The 22085-nt window shown below is 59.2% G+C and carries 19 protein-coding genes and 1 pseudogene; 6 read left to right on the top strand and 14 right to left on the bottom strand.

Annotation, left to right across the window (positions count from 1 at the left end; translation table 11 throughout):
* Positions 1 to 307 precede the first annotated feature (307 nt).
* Entirely contained in the window at positions 308 to 1867 is a 1560-nt protein-coding gene (locus tag C6558_RS31250; protein WP_199197070.1) for a hypothetical protein, read from the top strand.
* 87 nt (positions 1868 to 1954) lie between these two features.
* Positions 1955 to 2146 carry a DUF6494 family protein gene (locus tag C6558_RS31245; RefSeq protein WP_057206910.1) on the top strand — a complete coding sequence of 64 codons (192 nt, stop codon included), beginning with the start codon at positions 1955 to 1957 and terminating at the stop codon, positions 2144 to 2146.
* A 326-nt stretch (positions 2147 to 2472) separates the two neighbouring features.
* Here the strand turns inward: C6558_RS31245 and C6558_RS31240 are convergent, their stop codons facing one another.
* Positions 2473 to 2898 carry a VOC family protein gene (locus tag C6558_RS31240; RefSeq protein WP_057221190.1) on the bottom strand — a complete coding sequence of 142 codons (426 nt, stop codon included), beginning with the start codon at positions 2896 to 2898 and terminating at the stop codon, positions 2473 to 2475.
* Between the two features lie 313 nt (positions 2899 to 3211).
* Between C6558_RS31240 and C6558_RS31235 the strand changes: the two genes are divergently transcribed.
* From C6558_RS31235 to C6558_RS31220, 3 genes are all read left to right on the top strand, one after another.
* Positions 3212 to 3613 carry a cupin domain-containing protein gene (locus C6558_RS31235; RefSeq protein ID WP_057221191.1) on the top strand — a complete coding sequence of 134 codons (402 nt, stop codon included), beginning with the start codon at positions 3212 to 3214 and terminating at the stop codon, positions 3611 to 3613.
* A 46-nt stretch (positions 3614 to 3659) separates the two neighbouring features.
* Complete coding sequence (locus C6558_RS31230) at positions 3660 to 4979, top strand: epoxide hydrolase family protein (RefSeq protein WP_057221192.1); 1320 nt, start codon at positions 3660 to 3662, stop codon at positions 4977 to 4979.
* Between the two features lie 268 nt (positions 4980 to 5247).
* Complete coding sequence (locus tag C6558_RS31220; protein ID WP_057206903.1) at positions 5248 to 5673, top strand: pyridoxamine 5'-phosphate oxidase family protein; 426 nt, start codon at positions 5248 to 5250, stop codon at positions 5671 to 5673.
* A 25-nt stretch (positions 5674 to 5698) separates the two neighbouring features.
* Here C6558_RS31220 and C6558_RS31215 read toward each other — a convergent pair.
* From C6558_RS31215 to C6558_RS31200, 4 genes and pseudogenes are all read right to left on the bottom strand, one after another.
* Positions 5699 to 5941, bottom strand: a pseudogene (locus tag C6558_RS31215) (transposase domain-containing protein); the annotation flags it as partial.
* Positions 5942 to 6023: 82 nt separating this feature from the next.
* On the bottom strand, positions 6024 to 6488 hold the full coding sequence (locus tag C6558_RS31210; protein WP_245449237.1) for a hypothetical protein: 465 nt from the start codon (positions 6486 to 6488) through the stop codon (positions 6024 to 6026).
* Positions 6489 to 6636: 148 nt separating this feature from the next.
* Complete coding sequence (locus C6558_RS31205; RefSeq protein ID WP_107028099.1) at positions 6637 to 8220, bottom strand: DHA2 family efflux MFS transporter permease subunit; 1584 nt, start codon at positions 8218 to 8220, stop codon at positions 6637 to 6639.
* Positions 8221 to 8245: 25 nt separating this feature from the next.
* Positions 8246 to 9448 carry an HlyD family secretion protein gene (locus C6558_RS31200; protein ID WP_107028098.1) on the bottom strand — a complete coding sequence of 401 codons (1203 nt, stop codon included), beginning with the start codon at positions 9446 to 9448 and terminating at the stop codon, positions 8246 to 8248.
* A 113-nt stretch (positions 9449 to 9561) separates the two neighbouring features.
* On the opposite strand from C6558_RS31200, the gene C6558_RS31195 reads away from it, so the two are divergent.
* Positions 9562 to 10218: a TetR/AcrR family transcriptional regulator gene (locus C6558_RS31195; protein ID WP_057206895.1), complete on the top strand. Its 657-nt coding sequence runs from the start codon at positions 9562 to 9564 to the stop codon at positions 10216 to 10218.
* A 288-nt stretch (positions 10219 to 10506) separates the two neighbouring features.
* On the opposite strand, the gene C6558_RS31190 is transcribed toward C6558_RS31195, so the two are convergent.
* From C6558_RS31190 to C6558_RS31150, 9 genes are all read right to left on the bottom strand, one after another.
* Entirely contained in the window at positions 10507 to 11181 is a 675-nt protein-coding gene (locus C6558_RS31190) for a hypothetical protein (protein WP_057221193.1), read from the bottom strand.
* A 16-nt stretch (positions 11182 to 11197) separates the two neighbouring features.
* Positions 11198 to 12382, bottom strand: a complete 1185-nt coding sequence (locus C6558_RS31185) for a hypothetical protein (protein WP_057221194.1) — start codon at positions 12380 to 12382, stop codon at positions 11198 to 11200.
* 35 nt (positions 12383 to 12417) lie between these two features.
* Positions 12418 to 13185 (bottom strand): TfuA-like protein, encoded by a 768-nt coding sequence (locus C6558_RS31180; RefSeq protein WP_107028097.1) that lies wholly within the window; start codon positions 13183 to 13185, stop codon positions 12418 to 12420.
* Positions 13186 to 13193: 8 nt separating this feature from the next.
* Positions 13194 to 14372 (bottom strand): YcaO-like family protein, encoded by a 1179-nt coding sequence (locus tag C6558_RS31175; protein ID WP_082555610.1) that lies wholly within the window; start codon positions 14370 to 14372, stop codon positions 13194 to 13196.
* A 40-nt stretch (positions 14373 to 14412) separates the two neighbouring features.
* Entirely contained in the window at positions 14413 to 17484 is a 3072-nt protein-coding gene (locus tag C6558_RS31170; RefSeq protein ID WP_107028096.1) for an AAA family ATPase, read from the bottom strand.
* A gap of 146 nt (positions 17485 to 17630) precedes the next feature.
* A complete protein-coding gene (locus tag C6558_RS31165; protein WP_244494274.1) occupies positions 17631 to 18296 on the bottom strand; it encodes a UxaA family hydrolase in 666 nt (221 codons plus the stop codon).
* Between the two features lie 76 nt (positions 18297 to 18372).
* The gene (locus C6558_RS31160; protein ID WP_057206885.1) at positions 18373 to 18699 is read right to left on the bottom strand and encodes a GYD domain-containing protein; all 327 of its coding nucleotides are present in this window, start codon (positions 18697 to 18699) and stop codon (positions 18373 to 18375) included.
* 493 nt (positions 18700 to 19192) lie between these two features.
* A complete protein-coding gene (locus C6558_RS31155; RefSeq protein WP_057221197.1) occupies positions 19193 to 20734 on the bottom strand; it encodes a SpoVR family protein in 1542 nt (513 codons plus the stop codon).
* 12 nt (positions 20735 to 20746) lie between these two features.
* Entirely contained in the window at positions 20747 to 22063 is a 1317-nt protein-coding gene (locus tag C6558_RS31150) for a YeaH/YhbH family protein (protein ID WP_057216613.1), read from the bottom strand.
* Positions 22064 to 22085 lie beyond the last annotated feature (22 nt).

Raw genomic sequence — 22085 nt, 5'->3', positions numbered from 1 at the left:
TCCTGCCGCGCTCGGTAGGCAGCAGCCCCTCAATGATCCTCCATTCCAAATCCGTCAGATCGCCACGCGCCAAACCCGCCTCCTAAAAGACAGTTTTGAATCATGCTTCCACTGATTTGGGAATCCACTTTGTCAACAGGACCTAGTAGTTTGCGAGCTTCTTGCCGGTTGATCATGCGGCGTAGATATCAAATTATCCGGCAAGGCTTTGAAAGCGACGAGGGCCGATTGCTTGATTGTTTTTTCTCCAACGCTTCCCGGAAACGGCAAAATAACGGGTGTGTTCGTTAGCCCGGATAGCCATATCTTGGCCATCGCGAGCTTGTTTCCGCTGCTTACAATTCAGCCAGGGCGTGCCGCCTATACCGGGCAAAGGTTGCGCCATCGGCTGGCCCTCTACCATCGCGGCGAGCGGCGGCCCTTTGCGGCCTTCGATATGCTGCGGCTCCCCATCAACGACATCAGCTTTCATCCGCACGAACCGGTCATCGCGATTGCGGCAGGCAGCTACGATGGCGGCTGGTTTTTTGAAGGCGAGCTGGTCGCTTGGAACTGGTCATCTGATCGGTCTTGGCCGCTGGCCGGGGGTCTCCCCGAGATTGAGCGCTGCAGCTTCAATGTCGCTGGCGATCGGCTCGATCTGCTGGTCAGGCCTTGGGACGAGGAGTGGGGCAGCGAAGAAAGTGAGGAAGATCCGTTTGACCGGCTCTACCCGGTGAACGTTGCTTACGAGGGGGCAGTCGGCAGTATCGCTGTCGAGATCGATCCGGCGACATGGATCGCGCGTCAGATGATCGATAGGCAGATGTCCGATCAAGATCGGCAATCGGCGATGGAACGGCAGCTGGCCATTTGGTTCGGCACCGATCGACTGGTGCAGCGAGGCGCAATCTGGGACGTCGCTTGGCTGGACAGCGGCCGGCTCGCCGCCGTCCATGACCTCTGCCTGCTCGAAATTTATGACCTGGAGAACGGCAGCGTCGTCTGCTTCTCCGGTGAGGGGTATGGCGCGCGCATCCTGCGATCGTCGCCGCCGATTGTCCAGATCGGACCGCCTGCCTCAGCGCTTGGCGAAGCACCGCGCTCGCGACTGCAGGTGCTCCGTGACGGGCACCTCGCGGAATTTGGTGCGTTCGAGGGCGTCTATACCTTTGTCTCCTCCCGCGACGGCCGGGTTCTGGGACGGCGCGACAGACATCCGGCGGGCTTTGGCCAAGCCGATGTTCTGATCGATATCGGCACCGGACAGGCCCGGTTTGCCGACCTCGGCCATTATGACTGTTTCAATCATCATATCGGCATCGATGGCGCGCCAGATCTCTACCTGCTCCAAGGCACGCCACCGACCTCACACAAGAAGAAGCGTCTCTGCCGCGTGCGACCGGACGGCACCGTCGAGGACTTGTGGCCGCTCCTGCCTGCCGACGGCAGCCATGCCAGTCATGCCATGGAATGCATCGGCTGCTACGTCGAGGACGACGCCGGTCGTAGCATCGTCGTGGCCGGCCGGCACTATCACCCGGATCCGCGTCAGGGCCATCATGGCTTCATCTACCGAAAGGCGATCGAGCGACCGGGCCGTGAGATTTGGCGTCACACCACCACGGCGGCCGCCAGCGCCGTGGTTCATGTTGCGCCAATCGGACTGGTTGTTGCGGCGCTGCTCGACGGCACGATCCTCGTGCTCGACGCGGCAGCCGGCACTGTCGTGGCGAAGGCGCGTGCCGCCGTCGACGGAGTTGCCACGGTCATCTATGCGATGGATGCTTCAGACGCCTCGCTGGCTGTCGGAACGTTCGACGGATGCATCGCCGTCATGGCGCTCGACGAGCTGTCGGCCGATGGCGACATCCTGGAACTGGCCTGAGTCGTCCACCCTGCGCACCTCACGATCCTGCTTCCTTGACAACTCGCCTTCCCTTACAATCCCTTCCGTACACAGAGGAGTTCCGCCATGAGCGAAGACGCCTTCAACATATCGATCCGCAAGTTCTTGAAGGAAGTCGGCATCACCTCGCAGCGCAAGATCGAGGACACGGTGCGCGAAGGGCAGACCGGCGAAAAGACGCTGAAGGTCCGCATGACGCTGACGGCGGAAGGCACCGACCTCAACCACGTGGTAGATGGCGAGATCGAGCTTCCGTAAAACGCATCAAGCTTTCTACCGTGCGACGTCGCACCCCACTAATGTAATTTCGGATCAAGGTCTCCACTCATTGCACATCCGCATGGCAGTGGCCTTGCATGTGCCGGGCGGGCGCGAGTGTTCGCGACCTTTTCTGGTCAGGCCGGCCGTCTTGTTGATATGTCCGACCTTACAACAAAAAGATGCCTCCCAATTGAGCGGCGCCTGAACGGATGCCGGGCGTCGGATACGCCGGGCGTGACACCGTTTGGGTTCAAGAGTGGGCCGCGGCCACTGGATCATCGCTCTGAAAATCCGGTGGCCCGGTCAACGGTGATGCCCGACGATCAAGCCTCGTCAGGTCCATTTCTGTACACGAGGAACTTGTTGCCTTCAGGGTCGCGAAAATATGCGCAGTACGGGCCGTCGGCGTGTTCCCCTCTCGGACCGGGAGCGCCCTCGTCAGAGCCGCCAGCCGCCAACGCAACCGCATGGACCTCGTGAACCTGAGCACGGGACCGAGCTTCGAAGGCGACCATCCCGCCATTGCCGACGTTTGCGGGCGCGCCGTTGAAGGGGCTGATCACGCCGAATTCGAGCGCCTGGTGCCCGTAATAGACAGCCCTTCCGGGCTGCACCAGAACGCGGCCGATACCGAATACGCCGAGCAGCTTGTCATAGAAAGCCGCTGCAGCATCCAGGTCATTGGTGCCTACGGTCGAGTGACCCGGCAGCCCGCGGGGCTTGTCGGGCTGAGCTGTGATATCGTTCATTACGATCTTCCTCTTATGTTGCGCGCGGCCAGGGTGGTGACACCATCCTCAGCTACCAGAGGAGATCTGCGCGTTTCTTGTGTATCGCATTTTTCACAAATGCAGCCGGTGTGTTTCGAACTGTGTCAAACTGCCGGGCGGATACATCCTCATACAACTGCCCTCAGGAGCGATACGGACCCGGGACGTGAGCGGCGATACATGCCGTTACAAACGGCCCGTCGGGCGGACACATCGTCAATACACGAACGCACTCAAATGGTGCCGCTGGCCTCAATGACGAAGGCTCGAACAATGCGGAAAGGAAGACCAGATGAAAATGTCTCATGTCATGGCGGGTGCGCTGCTGATCGTTGGAAGTGGATTGGCGCCACTTGCGGCCAACGCACAGCAACCGGGAATTCAGCGCACCGACCTTGTGCAGCACGATCTCAGCATACCCGCGCACGAAACCGTTCAGGCACGCGTCGAGTTCGGGCCCGGCGCAATCTCCATCAAGCACTCTCATCCGGGCGAAGAGGTGGCCTATGTCCTCGAAGGCTCGCTGGAATACCAGCTCGAGGATAGAGCGCCGGTTACCCTTCATGCCGGAGAGGCCCTGTTCATTCCGGCCGGGGTGGCTCATCTCGCGAAGAATGTCGGCAGCGGCAAGGCATCGGAGCTCGCGACCTACATCGTCGAGAAAGGAACCCCGCTTGTCGTCGCGGTCAAGTGAGCGTTTCGACATGGATCCTCGAAAGCAGAGAGAAGGAAGTGTGAAAATGACCGCTGAGAAAACCGCCAACGCTTTTGCGCTGTCGCGCCGGGCTCTGCTCTTAAATGGAGCGGTGGCGGCAGCCCTTGCGGTGTCTCGCCCTGCCAGCGCTGTCGCCCAAGCGAACACCACGACGCCTTTGGAGGCCGGCGAAGTTCGCCCCTTCCGCGTTGATGTCCCGGCGGCAGAGCTCGTCGATCTCAGACAGCGCCTTGCCGCGACACGCTGGCCAGACCCTGAAACGGTCGATGACCGCTCCCAGGGCGTACAACTGGCGAAGCTTCAGGCGCTGGTGCGCTACTGGGAGACTGACTACGATTGGCGCAAGGCAGAGGCGAAGCTTAATGCCTTGCCGCAGTTTCTGACTGATATCGACGGCCTCGACATTCACTTCATCCATGTGCGCTCGCGTCATGCGAACGCATTGCCGCTTATCATGACCCACGGCTGGCCCGGTTCCGTTTTCGAACTGTTGCAAGTCATTGGCCCGCTGACCGATCCCACGGCGCATGGAGGGACGGCGGAAGATGCTTTCCATGTCGTGCTTCCGTCCATTCCAGGGTTCGGCTTTTCGGAAAAGCCCAAAGGTACCGGCTGGAACCCGGATCGCGTCGCTCGCGCCTGGGACGCCCTGATGAAGCGCCTCGGATATGGAAACTACGTGTCACAGGGCGGCGATTGGGGCGCCATCATTTCCGATGCGATGGGCCGTCAGGCTCCTGCGGGTCTGCTCGGCATTCATGTGAACAGGATTGAGCGCTCGACCACCATCCCGCCGGAAGTTGCACGGGCGTTGAGAAGTGGTGATCCTGCACCGGCGAATTTGACCGCCGAGGAACGGGCAGTTTTTGACCAGGCCAGGGAGTTCCTCAGCAAGGGCTTTGGCTATGCGGCAATCATGGGAACGCGTCCACAAACCGTCGGGTATGGCCTTGCCGACTCGCCGGTTGGACTGGCAGCATGGTTCTATGACAAGCTCGCCGACTGGGTGTTCACACGCGATGAACCGGAACGCGCGTTGGGCCGCGACGAGATCCTTGACAACATCACGCTTTATTGGCTGACGAACACCGCGACCTCGAGCGGCCGGATCTATTGGGAAAGCAGCGCCGGCAACAGCAAGTTGGCTCCTATTGCGATCCCGGCGGCCGTGACGATATTCCCGGGAGAGGTTTACAAGCCGCCGAAGGACTGGGTGGCACGAGCATACCACAACCTGATCTACTACAACCGAGTGAACAAGGGTGGACACTTCGCAGCCTGGGAAGAACCGGAGCTTTTCAGCGCCGAGTTGCGCGCCGCTTTCCGGCCATTGCGCCGGCTCTAGCGCGTCGATTTGGAAAAAAGCGCACGAGCCGGTGAATACGGCGACCTCCGCTGTCATCTTCACGCAGGCGGCCTTCGAGCGCAAATCCGAGAAGACCTATCCGATCTCGCGAAGGATTTGGAAACGGCCATCGAGATTGTCCAGGTTGAGGAGGGAGCCGATGTCGCACCTTGCCCCCCTCCGGCGCTATGTCAGGCTTCAGGCGTGAGGATGCCGCGAATTCGCATCCTCTCGATACCCTCTACGTTACCTCGGGGGGACTTCAGCCATGGACAACGCGCAAGGCAAGAAAGTCATCTTGGAATTCTTGCGCCAGCACACCCTTGCGGTGATCGCAACATCTCATGCAGACGGCAAGCCTGAAGCTGCGGCCATTGACTTTTCGGTGCGTGACAACCTCGAAATCGTGTTCGATACCTCCGAGCAGACCCGCAAGTTCGAGAACCTGTCAGATAGAACAAGCGTCGCACTTGTCGTCGGCTGGGACAAGAATATCACGGTTCAATATGAGGGCGACGCCATGAAGGTTTCCGCCTCCGAAATGCAGGAATACCAGAAAGCGCATCTTGAAAGCGTTCCAGTTGAGAGAGAGTTTGTCGAGAATGGTGCCGTCTTGTTTAAGGTCGTCCCTCGGTGGATGCGATATTCCGATTTCACCAAGGACCCTGTCGAACGTCTAGAGGTCCGCTTTTAGTGCCACGCGAGCGTGCGCTGACCAGCTATCTGCGGAAGAAATACAGTACGCGGTGCCAGACGCAGCATACGCGGTATCCCGATCGCACCTTGATCGGATAATTCCACCACAGGAGTTCGCCGATGTTGCTGCTTTGCCCGTTGACGATGGCGGTGAGTGTGCTGGTCAAGTAGGCCAAGGGATCGATGGCGTTGAGCTTGCAGGTCTCAATGAGCGTGGCGATAGTGGCTGAGCTTTCGGCCCCGGCGTCGTGCCCCGCGAAGAGTGCGGTCTAGCGCCATCGTCCGTTCATTCTGCCCATGTCGGCGATCACCGGTTTTGGCTGTCACACAGCCAGGCGGATTTCCGGATTACTGCACCCGGTTCGGGCACAACGCTTTGTACTGGTCCAAGGCTACATCGTAGCCGGAGGCGCTCGAGCCGTCCAACGGCTCCCCGCCGCCTGCCTCGACCAGTAGGTATTCGGTGCTCATCCCGGTCGGATCATAGTCCGGGTTCGGCCCATTGAACTGGTAGCCTCGTCCATTGAGCGTGATGAAGGTGCCGGTTTTGCAGTTGGCCGAGATTTTCGTCAGCAGCTCCACCTTCAGTTCGTCCGCGATGCACTTCGGCGTTACCTTCTGCACGTACTCCCGGCAAAAGGCGGTGGCATTCTCCCGCGTGTGTTTCGTGAATATTTTGGCGTGAGTCGTCCCGATGTTCGACTTCTTCACCACCGTCACCTCCATGCCGGCACGCGAGCCGTAATAGAGCGTCTCCGCCTTTGCCGCTGCGCTCATGGCGAGCAACAGCCCGATCGTCGTGGCAAGACGCATCATTTCCCCTGTGTAATTCCGCGTTGGAGCAACATACCACGATCAACCCTCCGTTGCGTACCTTCCCCCTGGTGCAGCGCGAAGCCCCTTGGGGCTCGGCGCTGGCAACATGACCGCTATCTTCAGAAAGATGGTTTTTGCGAGGGGCTCAATGAGCACCGGCGCCGCCTCCAGCGCCCGGCTTTTGGTTCAGCAACAAAGCAACCGCAGCGATTGCCAGCACGACCCCGATGACAGCGAAGGTGTCGCTGAAACCCAGAATGAGCGCCTGGCGTCGAACGACTTGGCCCAGAGCCGCGATCGCCTTGTGACTGGCAAGAACCGGGTCGGAAACGCCGTGCGCCATGAAGTAACTGGCAGTCTGGGAGAGACGGTCGCGGACCTCCTCCCGGGCAAGGGTCACCGACTGGCCGATGATGTTCGAATGGAACTGCTCGCGCTTCGTAAGGATCGTGCCGAGCGATGCCGTGCCGATGGCGCCGCCGAGGTTGCGCAGCATGTTGGACAGCCCAGAGGCCGCAGCGGCGTCGGACGGAGCAATGCCAGCCGTGGTGATGGCGGTGATCGGCGTCAGCACCAGCGCCTGTCCGATCGCACGCACGATGTTGGGGATCCAGAACTGATCGCCGGCACTGTCCGCCGAAAGGGTAATGTTCATGAAGCAGCTGATTGCAAAGATCGAGATGCCGAGGAAACCGATGTAACGGACGTCGAACCGTTTCATCAGGACAGGGACGAGCGGAATGAGCAACAACTGCGGCAAACCCGTCCAAGCCAGGACGTTGCCGATCTGCTCGGCGTTGTATCGCTGCACCTGGCCCAAATATTGCGGCAGAATATAAACGCTTCCGAAAAGCGCGACACCGACGAGCATATTGACGGCAACGCCGATCCCGAAATTGCGCTGTGTCAGCAGACGCAGGTTCACCAGCGGCTTCTTCACGGTGAGTTCAATCCAGATGAAAGCGGCAAGGAAAACGAAGGCGATGATGCTGAGCTTGACGATGAATGGAGAGGAGAACCAATCCTCCTTGTTGCCTTCCTCAAGCACGGTCTGAAAAGCGGCGAGCCCGACGGTCATCGCAATGATGCCTGCCCAGTCACCTTCCTTCAGGAGGTGGAGCTGCATCGGCTGCTTGTCGAGCGTCAGGGCAAGGGCAACGACCATGAGGGCGCTCGGTACGGCGTTGATGAAAAAGATAGACTGCCAACCGTAGTTTTCGGTCAGATAGCCGCCGATCGTCGGGCCGATCGCCGGGGCAAACGTGACCGACAGAGCAAAGAATGCCAGGCCGAGCGGCTGCTGCGTCTTCGGAAGCTTGGTCAGCACCATGGTAAACGCCATGGGGATCAGAACGCCACCGGCAAAGCCCTGCAACCCGCGCAGAAGGATCATCGTTCCAAGGTCGTGAGCAAAGGCACAGGCAATCGAAAACAACGGGAAGAGAACGGAGTTTACCAGAATGTATCGGCGGAACGAGAAGACGCTGCTGAAATAGGCCGTCAAGGGAATGACGACGATTTCGCCGATCAGGTAGGAGGTGGAGATCCAGGCGCCATTGTCGATGCCGGTACCAATGCCGCCCTCGATATCGAGCAATGAGGCATTGGTAATCTGGATGTTGAGAATGGCCATGAACGCGCCGATCATGCCGGCGAGTACGGCGATCCAATCCCTGGTGCTGGCCCGCGGCTGCGAGGCGACTGTGGTGGTTGAAATCTCGGAGGACATGGCTGCAATCTCCTCACCTTTCCCATCAGACCCGGTTGCCCTGAGCGGCAGCCTTGGTGTCGATACTCGGCTGCACCGACATGCCGGGGCGAAGATCGCCGGAAGCAGCGCTCTTGCCGTCAAGAATGATTTTGACCGGGATACGCTGGACGACCTTTGTGAAGTTGCCCGTGGCGTTATCAGGCGGAAGCAGAGCAAACTCCTGGCCACTTGCCGGCGCGATGCTGTCGACACGGCCATGATAGGTGCGGCCGGGGAACATATCGACTTCGAGATCGACAGTTTGACCAGCATGCACGTCGGTCAACTGTGTTTCCTTGTAATTGGCAATCACATAGACCGCAGTGGTTGGCACGATCGACATCAGCTGCGTGCCGGCCTGGACATATTGGCCGACCCTTAGCGTGCGGTTGCCCACCGAGCCGTCAACAGGCGCGAGGATTGTCGCATAGGAAAGATCGAGTTCGGCCTGGCGTTGAAGGGCCAGGCCACGGGCAAGAGCGGCCTTTGCCTGGGCAACCTCGGCGTTCAGAAGATCAACCTGCTTGATCGCGGCGTCGAGAATGGCGCTGTCGCGCGCGACGGCGGCCCTGGCTACCCCGATCTGCGAGGCTGCCTGCTCAGCGGTCCGCACCGGGCCATATCCTGTAGTCGCAAGATTCGAATAGCGCTTGTCGTTCTGTTGCGCGAAGGTCTCATTGGCCTTGTCGACGTCGACGGTCGCGCGTGCTGCGGCGATCGTCGATTGCTGGATGTCGAGGGCGGCTTCCTTGGCAGAAAGCGTAGCCTCGGCGGCAGCGACATCAGCCTTCGCCTGGTCGAGCGCGGATCTGAAATCGCGATCGTCGATTCTTGCAAGCGGTTGACCAGCGATGACCGTTTGGTTGTCGCTGACAAGCACTTCGATAATATGGCCGGACACCTTCGGAGCGATCGTGCTGGAGTCGGCCTTCACATAGGCGTCATCCGTTGACACGTGGAAGCGGCCAACCGTCCAATAGTCATGACCAAAATAGCCGCCGGCGGCCATCAACGCGAGCGCAGTTGCCCCGATGAGCACAGAGCGGCCCGAGCGCTTGCGGGCCGCCCTTGCTTCAGCGGCCGACCCGGCCAGCTCTGCGACGCGTGGCGGCTTGCCGGCATCGAGCGTTGCAGGCACCGCTTCCGCAACCGCATGAGCGGCGGAGGGGACGTTGTTATTCAGGGCATGCAGCTTATTGCTAGGCATTGTTATTCTCCGGAACAGGTCGCCAAGGCTACGGCCTCTGGTTAATTGGAAATTTGATATTTTCCAAAATACGCGCTATAAAATCGAAGTCAACGGAAATTTGGAAACTCACGATGGTCCAAAATCACAAAATCGAGAAGAGATCGCGAGGCCGGCCCCAGGTGCGGTGCGACGAGGACACCAGGAATGTCATCATCGAGGCCGCAAACAAGCAGTTCCACGAGAACGGATACGCAGCAGCCAGCATTGCGGCGATCGCGCAAGAGGCGGGCGTCTCGACCAAAACGCTCTACAGGCTTTTCCCGACGAAGGCCGACGTCTTTTCGGACCTGATTTCCGATCGTATCGCCCGCTTCCTGCTGGCGCTGGATGTGAGCACGCTTGCAACGACGGACCTGCGACAGGGTCTCGAGCGAATGCTGACGGCCTATGGCATGCTGACGCTCTCCGACGATACCATCACCATCACGCGCCTTGTCATCGGCGAGTCCGACCGCTTCCCGGAGATCGCAACCTCATTTTATGAGCAGGCGATCGTCAAGACCAACAACTTGATGGAGGATTGGTTGCGCAAGCAGGCCGATCGCGGCGCCCTTACGCTTGCAGATCCGCACGCAGCTTGCGGGATGCTTCGCGGGATGATGGTCATGGAACCCCAGCGGGCCGCCATGCTGCGTCAGAAACCGGCGCCCCGCATCGAAGAGATTGCCGCGCGCGCGCGGATGTGCGCGGATTTGTTTCTAAGGGGCACTGCGACCGCTCGATCTTGACGGCATCTTACCGGCGTTGCACTCCCACGATCCGGTCGAGCCGAAATCGTTGTCCCAGGACTCCAGCATGGCGGGCCAGGTGCAAGAGCCGGCATCGCACTGATCCATCGTGAGAGCAGCCAATGCCAGCCGCACCCATGCCAACCAACGGCTTGCAATTGGGCGCAACGAATTTTGCGCGAGGCATTCCATCACGCTGAATTTATCCCGCCCAATCGGCCTTGCAGCGGCGTCGAGCCGCACACATACAAAGTGGTGTCTCCATCCTTGTAGGGGCTCCGCCGCCAATTAATAGTCCCGTTGCCGTTGTGGAGCCAACGCCATCGTCTGCGCATAGGCGAGCGGCGAGCGGTTGCCCGGCAGGTTTTCGTCCAGCACCAGCGTTTTGAGATCGTCGGCGCGGATGTCGAGAGATATGGCACGTTCGAGCTTGTCGATCGACCAAACGGCGTAACCGAATTTCGGGTCAAATCCACAATCGCAGCCGCAATCGCCTTTGGCGATTTTCGTCGGTCTTTCAGATAGGCACATGATCTGCGGTTTTGGCAGCTTGTAGCAATGCCCCTCATACGCATAACCATAAATCACGCCAATGCTATTTATATAATCTACATCACCACTCAAACTAACAGGAAGGAAACTATAAGATTTTCCGTCAAATACGGCTATCGTTACTCCATCACCGACCACCCCGGAGCTTTTCATTATATACTCAATAATCTGCTCAATTAGTCTTGCTATATCATCACTTATTGACGTATCGCCAATACTTCTTATCTTGCCATCTATTTCAGATAGCATTCCTCTTATATTTTCATCTTTACTTTGTTTATCATAAAATTTCGCCGGTCGTCCATATAATCTAATATCTCCTGGGCGGTAGGCCTTATATTCAATTATATCTTTTAGATCTTCCAGGTCTTTTGCATCTCCAACAACAGGATTAACATAGCAATCACTCATCTTTCCCTCCTATGGCTCACCTTGAACCGATGATTTCACGCCACGCAAAATTCTCTTCCAGCAGTTCGGCAACCGCCCCGTCCGCTGCGGCAATGACGGCGTTTGCCGCTTGGTCAAGGCGCAGCGTGTTCGGATCAAGCGTTCTCAATGCGGTAGCAAGCGCCGCGCCCACAGCGTCGCGTGCAGCGGTCAGTGCCAGCTTGAAATACAGCGGCTTGATGCTGAATGCGTCCGCCGTCGCCTGACGAAACGTATCGAATTCGTCCCGCGCCAGTTCCCGGATATCAACAACCAGAAGCCGGCTGTCGGCGCAGCCATTTGCAACCAGGTCCCGATGGTAAATCGCAACGATACTATCGAAGATGGCGCCGACGAACGGCAGCGCGCGGTCGTGCACTTCGTGGGTCACTGCGGACATTTGCCGGAAATTGGTCGCCAGGCGGATCTGCCTCTCGGGGCTGGTTTCCGCAAAGCGGTTCAGTTCGTTGTAGAGCAGCAGATTGCCTCTCGTTCGCCGCAGAAGCCGGTCAATCGCAGAATCGAAATGCAGGAACGAGATCAGCGAAACACAGTCGGAAAAAGCTTCGGAGAACGAAAAGAAGTCGCCGTCGGGCGATATCGCGGTTGGCACGTCTGTCTCCGACAGCATTATGAGGTGCCCGACTTCGTGCGCGATCGTGTCAAAATTCAACGCATAGGGTCGCAGTACGCCGTCGACGTCGGACCAGCCGAGTTCCAGAAAGCCATAGCCCGCCTGCGCATTGTCCCAATCGACAAATGGAACGATTTCAAGCCTCGGAAAAGTTTGATCGAAGAACCAATCGATCGGCCGCCCGAGATAACTCTGCCAGATGTCGAGAACGAAACGTACGCAGGCGTAGGCGTGGACGGCGAGAAATGGCCGGGAGGTCGGATCGATGTTGTCGAAGTGACGGTCCGGCCCCGGCCTCACCGGCGCACGCCTTGCCCCGTCGAATGGCGGCAAACCCGCTAGACCGTAGGGCTGCTTCTCATAGAGCGGATCAGCGACATACATGGAAAGGTCGCTGGGGCCCTCGCCGATTTCGTCACGCGGTATCGACAGCCACACACGATCGGGCTGTTCGTATCCGGGAATGAAAGGCGGCTGGGGATAAATCCAGAAACGCGTGCCGAGGCGCGCATTTGCAGCGTCGAGGGCATCGTCCCGAAGCAGACGCATCGCACAATTGCCCCCCTCGATTGAAAATCCGGCAATTAAGGATTCAATTTATAAGTGTTTACTAATTTTGAGTCAATGCCGCCCGCCTCAAGGTCTCGAACAAAGGTGTTCGTGGCAACCCACGAGGTGCTTACACGCGCCGCATCTCGTTTCACCGCGATGGCTCGCGCGCTTCGCAGCGCAAGCAGCGCGTCCAGTCTTTTTTGTCTCACCATCTCATTCCGCAGCTCTTTGAGCCTCTCCGCCTGACACCCCGCAGCACGCAAGATCGCTTCCAACTTACGCTCTCGAAAGTTCATGTTTCGCGCGATTGTTGTCAGCACATCGCGCTCGGCAGCCGTTATGAAATTCCCGCGCATCAAGCTGGCGAACGTCCGCTGCAGATCTACCAATGAGTCCGTCAATGGAAGGAAGCCAAGCTCCGGCGGCCCCGAATGAACGGCGACCGCATCATCGGGAGCGAGCCGCCAACGCCGATACCACCTGTAGATCAGGCCCACGCCGATCATTCCGAATTCGTCGAGTTCCGCCGCTCTGAGTGCGCCCATGCTCGCAGCGCCGATCACGACGATCCCCTGCGCCATCGCCCAGAGGATTTCCTTGTGTCGGACAGCCGGCCTGTCTTCGAATTGGCCGTCGATCAAGACCATTGCACGCGGGCGGAATGCGTGGGCGGCGAGCAGAATGTCGCCTTGCGCGACGGGCTGCAGGTAGATGGCGTCGAGAACTGGTTCCGCCTCGGCCAACCGAAGAGTCGGACCAAGAAACACCAGGATCGGACTTTCCTCGCTCGCATCGACCATCTGAACACTCAACGCAAAATCGAAAAAGGAAGAGCTCCGGGAAGGATGGCCCTTATGCACTGAACTCCCGTTTCAGCGTCCGCTCCGACGGGCACTACCAATATAGGCCCCAGCCCGGCGGATGTGACCACGTCGACAAGCGATCCGAGATCGGAGATTTCGGGCGCTTCGATTGCCGAGGGTGGCGTCACGAATGCGCCACCAAGAATGAGCTGACGTGCCTTCTCAACGACAGCATCGGTGCTTCGTCTATAATGCGCCCGGGTTTGATCATCGCGTGCACCCGATATTGCCCCTGCGCGTGCTGACAAGGCTTCGAGCATTGCGCTTGACGCCGCCGCCTCGACGCTCGGCCCCGCCGCGTAGCCCTCAGTTGGAAGAGCAAGGATGGGCTCGCCCCGGCCCGTCTCGATCGTCTGGCACCAGACGACTGGAACTTTTGCCGGCGAATGGGCAAGCCAAAGGCCAATGGATATGCCGTGCTTGCCGGCGACGGACAGTATGTGATCAACGCTGTCACCCAGCCCGAATGGCGAAATTCGCATTCGATCGAAGAAGCCGTGGGTGGCGAAAGCGCGCGCGACGGCGTCGCGTTCGATGCATTCGAACAGTCCATGCAGAAACGCGCCGACGACGGTCATGTGACAGGCAAGACCCGTGGTCGTACGCGTGAACAAGCCATCGTGGGCGGGCGGCGGATCCGTGTAGCAGGTGTGAACAAGTTCCAGGGGAACCGGCTGCGTCCGACCTGTCGCCACATCGATGCCGGTGATCCACGGTATCGTCGTTTCCCGCCAGGTCCCCCGGCGGCCAGGCACCAGAAGATTTTCAAACAGGCCCCCGACGATCTTGAGCTCATCGGCCGTGGCGAGAAACACCCGCTCCGGCGGGATGGCTTCAGCGTAGAAGCGCTCCAGCGATTCCATGATCGCCCCCACTGCCGCGCTTGCCGTGGCAAGACCTCGCCCGAGCGAAGTGACTTCAGACAGGGCGGCGGGTCGAACGGTCTGCACCACCGGCAGCCCGATCCGGTCAAGCCCGGTCAGATCACCGAGGCGGGTTATGCGCGCGCGCCGACAGAGCGGCAGAATTGCACGCAGGCATCGATCGTCCACTTCGGGACCTGCGAGCTGCGACAGGGGTTTGCCGAGGTCGGCAATGATATGGCCGCGAAAGATTGCGAGCATCCCTCTGGGGTTTGACGAATCCGTGTTCCGGCCTGTCGGTTCAAAGCTCAACGACAACGCCAAGCTCCTGAATTGAATGCCTCGCCCGCCTCAGAAGCGCCGTTGCTCCCTGGCTCTCGGCAATTTCCACCGCCGAGCGCAGGTCGGCGACAATTGGTTCCGTGGTGGTGTTGCCCCGCGCATGAAGGACAGCGCGTCGTCGGTAAAGCTCGGCAAGCCAATAGGCATGACCGGTTTCCCTGGCCTTTTCGATCGCGTCATTCGTGACCTCGATCGCCGACACATATTTGTCCGCAAGCCCGAGCAGAGTGGCGTGCATGTAGAGATAAATCGGCAGATCTGCGACGGCGCCAAGGTTTTGCAAGAGCGACAGCCCCTCGCGAAACATCGTGTGCCCGCTCGTGAGGCTCTCGCCATGAGCGCGAGCCCACCCACCGAAGAGCAGCGACAGACCAGACAGCGACTGCATCTCATGGGTCTTCGCGAAATTCGCCATTCTTTCGGAAATTTCGATGAGACGCCCATAGTCGTCCCGGTAAAAGGCGGACACCGCTTCCGTATCAAGTGAATGCGCCTTGCTCGGCACGTGGGATATCCGATCAACGAAAGCGACCATCTTCGTCAGAGCCGCGTTTGATGCTTTCGATTGTCCCGTCAGCCACAGCGAAAGTGCGAGTTGCCCGAGACCGCAAACCTTGGCGTCATGGCCGCCAAACAACATTCGGCTGGTTTTCGCCGACTGCTCATCGTAAAGGGCAAGGCCCGCCTTGACCGCATCCTGGGTTTCCCGATGATGGCCGAGGTTAAAATCGATCGCCCAGATGCAGTGGTTGACCTGGAGCTGTATTTCCGGGTCTTCGGCTTCCGCCAGCATGGCCTGCACCTGCCGTGCGCGATCTCGCATGACGCGAAAATCCGATCCAGTGAGCCACCAGCCCCAATAGATCGGAAACCACTTGGATTGATCTTCCATGGGCTGTCGGCGAGCGATGGCCACGCCATCTTCATAGAGCTTGCGTGCCGACGGCGCGTTCAGTCCCAGAAGGCCGGTCAGAATTGGACCGAGCGAAGTCAGCGCCGATAGCTGCAGGGGTTCGACCGCATGCCCTTGGCTCATTTGGTCGCAAACCGCCAAAGCGTGCTCCAGATAGTTGCGCGCCTCGACCATCGCCGACCGGCTCGAACTTTCCTTGCCCGCCGAAATGTACAGATCGATTGCGCTTTCCATGAACCCGGCCCGTTCCGCATGCTCGGCCAATGTTCCGGTGTCGATCCAGGGCGCCATTTGGCGATTTTGGCTGACAGCGCCGAACAGCCGGCGATGCAATGCCTGCCGCTGCCGTCGCAGCAGCCCGTTGTAGATCGTTTCCTGAATCAAAACGTGCCGGAAACCATAGGTCGTATGTCCCGGCGCCCTGATCCTCATCAAGAACCCCGTGTCGCACAGAGTATCAGCGGCCTTGGCCAAAGACTTCTTGCCAAAACCCGGCAGCAGCGCTCGAAGCAGCGATAGGGTAAACCAAGTGCCGGCAATTGCGCCCGCTCGCGCCACATCTCTGGCCGGGCCCAGGTGCTTGACGCGTGCATCGAGTATACCCTCGAATGCGGATACATGGGTGGGTCCAACGTTTTCCGATAGGCTCATCGTATCCGTCGCAACGTTCTGCGAAACCCATTGGCAGATTTCCTCGATGAAGAGCGGTACGCCGCCGGATATCCTCTCGGTGATGTCATAGAGTTCAGGAAGCATAGCCTGCCTGTGCTCCGGCCACCTTGCTTCTATGGCCAGTCGTGTTTCGTCACGATCAAGGGGGAGCAGCGTCAGACGCGTGGGGTTGGCTGCATCCAGCCAATCCGCCGCAAAACCGAGACGCGAGGTCACGACCAGGAGAATCGGAAGTTGGCGCGCAACTCGCGCGGCCTCCGCCAGCAGATCCTGGGAGGTCGGATCGATCCAATGAATGTCTTCGATGGCCAGGACGACCGGCCCATTTGCGCACAACGCCTCGAGTGCGCGAAACACTGCGCGCAGAGCTTTTTCCCGGATGGCTTTGGGACCGTTGTCGGCAAGCCGTTGATTTCGTCCCAGCGCACCCAGCAAGTATGCGAACGTTTCGATCGTTTCTGCGTCGCGTATGCCGTTACGTTCAAAAAGCGCTGCCACAGCGGAAGCCGTCAGCCCCCCCTGACCGTCCTGTCCTGACATGACGCCCATAAAGCTGTTCAACAGGGGATGCAGCGTCGAGCGATGCCCTCCGGGCAGGCACTGGAAGAAGAACAGCCCTGATCGCCGGTCGCGAGTCTTCTTGCGGATTTCGCGCAGAAGGCGCGACTTTCCGATGCCCGCGTCTCCCTCGATCAGGAGTACTTCGCCCCCCTCGGCGGGAATCCTTTCCCAACAGGCGGCGATCATGCTCAGCTCGCTTTCGCGACCAATGAACGGGCCGCCAAGGCTTCCGAACGCGTAGAACCTATCGACCTCGATCTTGTGCCCAAGTGCACGCCAAACCTTCTCCGGCACGGTAAAGCCCTTGAGCGTCTTGACGCCTTCGAACACGAAGGCATGCGACCTGCCGGCCAGGTTGCGCGTGTCCTCAGAAACAAGAACGCTGTCTGGTGCGGCGATCTCTTCCAGACGGGTGGCTATGGCCAGTGCCGCACTCGTAACCGGTTGCCCCTTCCCCTCGTCCGTCTCCTGGATCAGGGCGATGGATGTGGCAATCCCGACGCGAACGTGCAAGTCTTCGCGCCCAGCTTCCCGGCCGACGCGCGCGCAACCTTCGACGATCCCGAGGCCTGCGCGAATGGCGAGCGATGCCGCATCCTTCTCACCGACCTCGATAGGGAAGAGCGCCACGCCTCCATCTCCGGCCTCAAGTTGCATGACGCCGGAATGGGAGATTATCGCCTGTTTCGCCGCATTCTGAAACGCTGCGATCAGTTCCTGGTAATCCTCTATATCCAGCAGGGAAAGAAGCCTGGTCGACCCGACAAGATCATAACAGAGGGCGGTGATGATCCGCCGCTCGCCACCATACAGGGAGGCGCGCGCCTTGTGACGCGAAGCTTTCGTCGGTTGTCGTAGTCCGTTGACCCGACTTTCGCGCAGCATTCGCCACTCCTGCCGCTTCGCGTGTATGGACGCAAAATTCCCCTAAATAATTATAGCATAGGCGGGCGGTGTTAATAGGCGCAGAGAATTAGGGCAGGCTAATTTAGGTCAGACAACCGCTTTTAATTGCCAGTCCATGGGTGGGACTAGACCGGTAGACAAGCCGGGCCGATCGGCCCGAAGGACTTGTAGGTCAGGATAAACTCCTGATGCCCGAGCCCCTCGGACTTCGTCGGTTTGCCACTTGCTACATCCTTAAGGAGTGCGAGAATTTCTTGCCCGACATCGTCAAGGTTCGCCCTCCCCTCCAGAATCCGGCCCGCATCGACGTCCATGTCATCTTCGAGCCGACGATAGGTGTCCGGATTGGCGCAGATTTTGATCACGGGCGAGATCGCAGATCCCGAGACAGAGCCGCGCCCGGTGATGAAGAAGACGGCATGACACCCTGAGGCAATCATTTCGACGATCTCAGCATTGTCCGAAATGTTGGGAAAGCCGAAGCGCACCTCTCCGTCGGGCACCACGTCCATTAGATACAAGCCCCCATGCGGAGGGATATCGCCTGGTTTGATCAGGCCAACGATCGGTGACGCGCCGGACTTTGCATAAGCGCCCATCGACTTTTCCTCGATCGTCGTCAGGCCTCCGTCGGCATTGCCCGGCGCAAAGCTGCCATAGCCCAGCGTTGCATAGTAGCGTGCGGCCTTCGCGACAGCTGCGCGGAGTTCGTCGGCAAGCATGGGGGTAACCGCCCGATCTGCCATAATTTCCTCACAGCCGATCAACTCACCAGTCTCTTCGAAATGCATGTCGCGCCTGCGGCGGCGAAAGCACAGCCAGCCGAACCACGTTCTTCAACATGGATCGGAAGCCGTGGACCGGCACCTACGCTGCCGGTGGACGATACCGAATCGACTTTGCCTTTTCCAAAGCGTCCAGCGTATCCTCGACGCTGAGGAGGACAGTGGTCTCCATAGAGCTGAGCGCGCCGCCTGCACCGATCGCAAGCGCGACAGCCGCCATCGATACGTTATCAGGGGCCTCCCACAGATTCCAACCATCTCGCTCGCCGAAGGCGTACCAGAACCCATGGAGCTTTCCGCCGACGGACTCAATGTAGGTGCGTGCCGCCTCGCGACGATCCTCAGGGTTTTCGATCATGCGCGCCCAAGTCTCGGGCGTGTAGCTGAAGCGCGTGAGATACATGGCCATGGATTGCCTCCTCCCCCAGAACAACACAGTTAACGCTCAAGCTGGGGAGAACGCGAGTCATTTCCAACGTGCGGACTTCTCCTGGCGGTTGGTGTTAACTTCGCCGTTTTTGGCGCGCGGCGGAAAGTCCCCAATAACCCGTGCAACAATCCGCAAGAGTAAATCGTTCCCTGTGGCATAGGGCCGCGGCCGCTACAGCCCCGCGCGTCCTATTAGACGCGCAAAGGTCGCTGTGGCACTTTGAATTGCTGCATGTGGACAGCTCGCCGTTTGGGTCCGGCGTCGGCGCCTCACTTGTATCTCGAGGCGGATTTTTGTGACCGTCAAGCTCCGGCGCCCCTTCCTGGTGGGTGGGATGGCGGACAGCCTGTTCTTCAGGATCGCCCTTCTTGGGAGCTATAATTTTTCTTGGGCGTAATCAGTCACTTCAGCTTCAACAACAAGTACCGGCCGGTAGAGTGAAAGGTCCCACGCTGGCGCCGCTCGCTTGCGGTCACGTTCCTGTGGAAGAGCACTCAAACAGGACCTTACTGGTCGACGCATCGATGCCTGCCAGGCTCACTTCATATCCCCAAAGCCGGCTTATATGCGCGAGTGTCGCGTCCCGATTGCTTTCCTCCAGCAGAATGCCGTTCTTGATGACGTGCTTCAGTCGAAGCTGCCGATCTCCCAACAGATCGACATCGACCACTTGTATGTCCGGTCTATTGGCCACCGGGTCATAGTTCCGAGCGAGCCCGGCACGCACGGCAGCGTACCCCTGCTCGTTATGGATGGAAGTGACTTCACAAAATTTGTTGGTCGCGCGGTCAGAGAGACGAAACAGGCGGAATTTGCGGATCAGCGCCGGGCTCAGATATTGCAGAATGAAGGACTCGTCGCGGTGGTTCTCCCACGCGCCGATCAGCGTGCCCAATGGGTCACCGTTGCCGGATATGGTGGGAAACCAGTCCCGATCCTCTTGCGTCGGCATGGTGCAGATGCGTTCGATATCCTGCATCATAGCAAAGCCCAGCGCGTAAGGGTTGATACCCGAGAAGCGGGAATCGTCGAAGCCCGGCTGAAACACCACATTGGCGTGGCTTGCCAGCAACTCCAACATTGCGCCTTCACTGACCCTGCCCTGGTCGAACAGTCTATTGATAATGGAATAGTGGACGAAGGTCGCGCATCCTTCGTTCATCACCTTGGTCTGACTTTGCGGATAGAAGTATTGCGCGATAACGCGAACAATCCGCAAGATTTCCCGCTGCCAGGGCTCAAGGATCAGGCTGTGCTTCTCGAGGAAGTAGAGCAGATTCTCCTCGGGAAGGTTAAGCGCCTTCTTCCGTTCCGAAGCCTCGCGCTCCGCCTCCTCGATGCCGGATGTTCCGCTTGCCGTCGGCAGCGTCCGCCATAAATCGCTATAGGTCTGCTCTTCATATTCCAGGCGCTCCCGGGCCCGCGCCGTCTCCTTTTCCGATGAGAGCCGGGGGGGGCGGCGATAGTGGAATACGCCGTGATCCATCAGGGCATGCGCCGAATCGAGTATCTCCTCCACCGCACTGAGACCGTGCCGCTCCTCGCATTTGGCGATGTACTTCTTGGCGAAGTCCATGTAGCCGAGGATCGCGCCGGCATCCGTCCACTGGCGGAACAGATAGTTGTTCTTGAAGAAGTGATTGTGGCCGAAGGCCGCATGCGCGGTGACCAGCGCCTGCATCGGCATCGTGTTTTCTTCCATGAGATAGGTGATGCAGGGATTGGAGTTGATCACGAGTTCATAGGCCAACCCGCGATAGCCTTTTTGATAGAGTTGACTTTCAAAAACGAAGCGCTTGCCAAACGACCAGTGTTGATACATCAGCGGCATGCCGACGGACGAATAGGCGTCGAGCATCTGTTCAGAGGAGATGATCTCGATCTGGTTCGGATAGACGTCCAGTCCCATCTCGCCGATCGCAATCGCCTCGATCGCCTCATAGGCCCGCGAAAGCGTCGCGAAGTTCCATTCCGAACCGTCGAACAGCAGAGTGGAGGCTGGCCGTCTTGCCATTCGATCGTCCCCTCACCTGCGCAGTTGAACAGGTTGATGCCGGGCAAAGAGTTTGCGGAAGACGGGGTAGATGTCGGCGGGCATTGCAACGCGCGTCATCTGGAAATTGGGTACCGCGCTGTCGACCGTGCGGTAGGCGCGCCAGAGTGAGGTGCCGTTGTCCGTCGACCCGAATATTCCGCTTTCGCGCTCGTCTATGATCTCGACATAGGCGTAATACTGGCACAGACGCATGAGCGATTCCCGCAGAAGTTCGGCGCACCGCTCCGAGTCGCCGTTGGCATTGTCGCCGTCGGAGGCTTGGGCCGCATATATATTCCAGAGATTCGAGGGATAGCGCTCCTCGATGACCCGGAGCATTTCCTCAAGCGCCGTCGAAACGACCGTGCCGCCGCTCTGCTTGCTGAAAAAGAACGTCTCCTCGTCAACTTCCCGCGCCTCATCCGTGTGGCGGATGAATACGATGTCGATCCGCTCGTAACGACGCTTGAGAAACAGATGCAAGAGAACGAAGAAGCGCTTGGCAAGATCCTTCTCGCGCTCCCCCATCGAGGCGGAGACGTCCATCAGACAGAACATCACCGCACTGGCATTCGGCAAAGGCTGACGTTCGAAACGGTTGAACCGCACGTCGACGGGATCGACATAGGCGATACGCCGCCGCCGCCGTTCGAGCACTTCCAGTTCTTCGCGCAGATGCCAGAGCCTGTGGCGCTGCTGCGGGGGCGGTTGCTCCTCCCGTTCCAGTGCCGCGATCTCGTCGGCAAGCGCCTGCAACTCCCTCTCGCTCGGGCGACGCAGGGCCATGCGCCGCCCGAAGCTGTTGCGCATCGTTCGCCCGACATTGATATTGCTGGGCGTGCCCACCGTCGAGAAACCGACGCGATGGGACTTGTAGCTGACGGTTTCCCGCAGGTTCAGCTTCACCATGTCCGGAAGCTCCAGATCTTCGAAGAAAAGATCGAGCACTTCCTCGCGCGACAGCACGAAAAGAAAGTCGTCCGTGTTTTCGCCCCGTCCGGGGCCGCCGACCCCTCCACCGCCGCCTGATTCCGGCTTCCTAAGTCGGTCTCCGGGCGAGAAGGTCTCGTTTCCGGGCAGGACATAGTGCCGCTCGCCGCTGCCGCGCGAATGCTGGAAGCTGGGCTCGTCCGCACCACGCTTCGGGATCGGAACGCCGTGGGCGGCGTCCACATCGATGATCCTGTCCGACTTTACCTGATCCCTTATCGTGCGCTTCAATTCCTCATGGACCCGCTTTAAAAAGCGCTGCCTGTTGCCGAGACTCCTGTCCTTGGGGTTCAGCCGGCGATCGATGAAATTCGGCATGTGCCCATCCCCCGCTTACGCA

Source organism: Ensifer sp. NM-2 (genome assembly GCF_003024455.1).
Taxonomy (GTDB): Bacteria; Pseudomonadota; Alphaproteobacteria; order Rhizobiales; family Rhizobiaceae; genus Ensifer; species Ensifer canadensis.
Note: the sequence above shows the minus strand (reverse complement) of the source record. Positions and strands in the feature narration are given on the sequence as shown.

What these genes read in the sequence shown, in the direction of transcription:
- C6558_RS31245 (WP_057206910.1), top strand. Translation starts at nt 1,955, where the DNA reads ATGAGCGAAGACGCCTTCAACATATCGATCCGCAAGTTCTTGAAGGAA.
- C6558_RS31240 (WP_057221190.1), bottom strand. Translation starts at nt 2,898, where the DNA reads ATGAACGATATCACAGCTCAGCCCGACAAGCCCCGCGGGCTGCCGGGT.
- C6558_RS31235 (WP_057221191.1), top strand. Translation starts at nt 3,212, where the DNA reads ATGAAAATGTCTCATGTCATGGCGGGTGCGCTGCTGATCGTTGGAAGT.
- C6558_RS31230 (WP_057221192.1), top strand. Translation starts at nt 3,660, where the DNA reads ATGACCGCTGAGAAAACCGCCAACGCTTTTGCGCTGTCGCGCCGGGCT.
- C6558_RS31220 (WP_057206903.1), top strand. Translation starts at nt 5,248, where the DNA reads ATGGACAACGCGCAAGGCAAGAAAGTCATCTTGGAATTCTTGCGCCAG.
- C6558_RS31210 (WP_245449237.1), bottom strand. Translation starts at nt 6,488, where the DNA reads ATGCGTCTTGCCACGACGATCGGGCTGTTGCTCGCCATGAGCGCAGCG.
- C6558_RS31205 (WP_107028099.1), bottom strand. Translation starts at nt 8,220, where the DNA reads ATGTCCTCCGAGATTTCAACCACCACAGTCGCCTCGCAGCCGCGGGCC.
- C6558_RS31200 (WP_107028098.1), bottom strand. Translation starts at nt 9,448, where the DNA reads ATGCCTAGCAATAAGCTGCATGCCCTGAATAACAACGTCCCCTCCGCC.
- C6558_RS31195 (WP_057206895.1), top strand. Translation starts at nt 9,562, where the DNA reads ATGGTCCAAAATCACAAAATCGAGAAGAGATCGCGAGGCCGGCCCCAG.
- C6558_RS31190 (WP_057221193.1), bottom strand. Translation starts at nt 11,181, where the DNA reads ATGAGTGATTGCTATGTTAATCCTGTTGTTGGAGATGCAAAAGACCTG.
- C6558_RS31185 (WP_057221194.1), bottom strand. Translation starts at nt 12,382, where the DNA reads ATGCGTCTGCTTCGGGACGATGCCCTCGACGCTGCAAATGCGCGCCTC.
- C6558_RS31180 (WP_107028097.1), bottom strand. Translation starts at nt 13,185, where the DNA reads ATGGTCGATGCGAGCGAGGAAAGTCCGATCCTGGTGTTTCTTGGTCCG.
- C6558_RS31175 (WP_082555610.1), bottom strand. Translation starts at nt 14,372, where the DNA reads ATGCTCGCAATCTTTCGCGGCCATATCATTGCCGACCTCGGCAAACCC.
- C6558_RS31170 (WP_107028096.1), bottom strand. Translation starts at nt 17,484, where the DNA reads ATGCTGCGCGAAAGTCGGGTCAACGGACTACGACAACCGACGAAAGCT.
- C6558_RS31165 (WP_244494274.1), bottom strand. Translation starts at nt 18,296, where the DNA reads ATGCATTTCGAAGAGACTGGTGAGTTGATCGGCTGTGAGGAAATTATG.
- C6558_RS31160 (WP_057206885.1), bottom strand. Translation starts at nt 18,699, where the DNA reads ATGGCCATGTATCTCACGCGCTTCAGCTACACGCCCGAGACTTGGGCG.
- C6558_RS31155 (WP_057221197.1), bottom strand. Translation starts at nt 20,734, where the DNA reads ATGGCAAGACGGCCAGCCTCCACTCTGCTGTTCGACGGTTCGGAATGG.
- C6558_RS31150 (WP_057216613.1), bottom strand. Translation starts at nt 22,063, where the DNA reads ATGCCGAATTTCATCGATCGCCGGCTGAACCCCAAGGACAGGAGTCTC.